Origin of the sequence: Massilia sp. Root335 (genome assembly GCF_001425685.1) — a bacterium.
Lineage (GTDB): Bacteria > Pseudomonadota > Gammaproteobacteria > Burkholderiales > Burkholderiaceae_D > Telluria > Telluria luteola.
This window is the reverse complement of sequence record NZ_LMCY01000017.1, coordinates 13465-15184: the sequence shown is the minus strand read 5'-3', so window position 1 is coordinate 15184 and position 1720 is coordinate 13465. Positions and strand designations below refer to the sequence as shown.

At 55.5% G+C, this 1720-nt stretch carries 2 protein-coding genes; one reads left to right on the top strand and one right to left on the bottom strand.

Features of this window, described 5'->3' with window-relative positions; all coding sequences use genetic code 11:
- Positions 1–103 precede the first annotated feature (103 nt).
- Positions 104–406, bottom strand: a complete 303-nt coding sequence (locus tag ASC93_RS30670; protein ID WP_157201866.1) for a hypothetical protein — start codon at positions 404–406, stop codon at positions 104–106.
- A 687-nt stretch (positions 407–1093) separates the two neighbouring features.
- On the opposite strand from ASC93_RS30670, the gene ASC93_RS32790 reads away from it, so the two are divergent.
- A complete protein-coding gene (locus ASC93_RS32790) occupies positions 1094–1522 on the top strand; it encodes a transposase (protein WP_082547945.1) in 429 nt (142 codons plus the stop codon).
- Positions 1523–1720: the final 198 nt, after the last annotated feature.

The following is a 1720-nucleotide window of genomic DNA, read 5'->3' as shown; positions in this document are numbered from 1 at the left end:
TTCTCCTAGTGGCGGCAGTGTCCTGCCAAATGACCGTTTACACAATATTATTTACACCCTCTGGAATCGAGGCCTAGAGGGTCGCAGAGCTAACCGATGCGGCTCACTCGGCAAATCCTGTAGCGCTCCACGCGGTTCTATTTTGTGCCCCTGGAGTCTTCGCGGCGCGCCTCGTCGAAGTATTGATCTGCTCACGTCGTTCATCCACATCGGCGACGCGAAAGCTGCAGCCCTGGCCCAGAAGATCGAGGGGATCGAGTCCGCAGACCAAGCGTTCTGCCTTCGCCGCTTCGGTGATGACGCTCGGGCGCGCGGCGGTCCGGACTGGCGTTTCACGGACACGGAGGCAGCCGCGTTCTTCGAGCAGGACGTGGCATCTGCTAGGGATGCTGGCGTTGCCGCGCATGGCGGGTCCAATGGTTAGTTCCCGTGGTGCTAGAAATCACGGGTCAATCCGACGGTTTCACTGGGCCGTAGCCGTATAACGTGAACGTAATCGCTAGCATTGAGAGTCTGTGTTGGGGCTATAAGCAGCCGGTGACTGAGGACAGAGCACCAACTTTTTGGTTAATAGCGTGGATTAACGTCGAAGCGCTAAATTTGTTGGGTTTGGCGCTATCTGGTCATCAACGTTAAGATTCAACGAAAACACCAGCTAGCGCTGGTGTTTTATATTCTCTTGCATTACTTTTTCTTTGGGTTATGCACTGGAAGTGTAGGATGCTTTGGTTTAGTCGGTGGATTCACATGATGGCGACGGTCATCTTGACCATCCTCTCGCTTTGGCTTCGGGCCTGGATTAATGTAGGTTGACATAACGTTCCAATCAAATATAGGTTGAGGAGCTTCTGAACCAAGTACACGGCGCAAGATTCATCGTCGCCGCACGTCCCAAGATATGGATGAGCTACGGTAGTTCAATATGTCTCGCTAAAAATATTTTGCGCTCCGAAGCAACACCCGATGTGCATAGATCGGGGTCGCCCAACAACAGTTCTGGCCTTTTGCGAAGGGCTGTTTTGGGTCGATTTCAGCCGTACGCAGCCTGGCCCTGGCCTTAACATCGACGACCTGTTTTTTGCCGGACTGATGCATGGCTAAAGCACTCATTCCCGACGAACCCTGGTCCCTTATTGCAGCTCATCTCCCGGTGCACCCGCCGTCTCCGAAAGGTGGTCGACCACGGATCTGTGAACGGGCGACACTGACCGGGATTCTGTTCGTCCTTAGGACTGGAATACCATGGGAGTACCTGCCGCGTGAGCTTGCGTACGGTAGTGGAATAACGTGCTGGCGACACCTGCACGAATGGACGCAGGCCGGTGTCTGGCAGAGTATCCATGAGGCCGTACTGCGCCGGTTCCGCGAATACGACCAGATCTGGTGGGTTCGAGCGAGATTTGATGCCGCCAGCGTGCGGTCGCCGCGTGGCGGCAAGCACACCGGGCCAAGCCCATCTGATCGGGGCAAGCTTGACTGCAAACACCATATCCTTGTGGACCAGCGTGGTTTGCCGCTGTAGCCCAAATCTCGGGTGCGGAAGTTCACGATTGCCGGCTCCATGTACCGATCGTCGAGGCAATCCCGGCCGTCAAAGGATTGTCAGGCCGGTCTCGTAAGCGTCCAGGGAAACTGCACGCGGACCGTGCTTATGTGTCCAGTCCCGTTTGATCGTAAACGCGTTTGACGAATAGTTCTGGCCGCTTCTGCTGCCATTCCT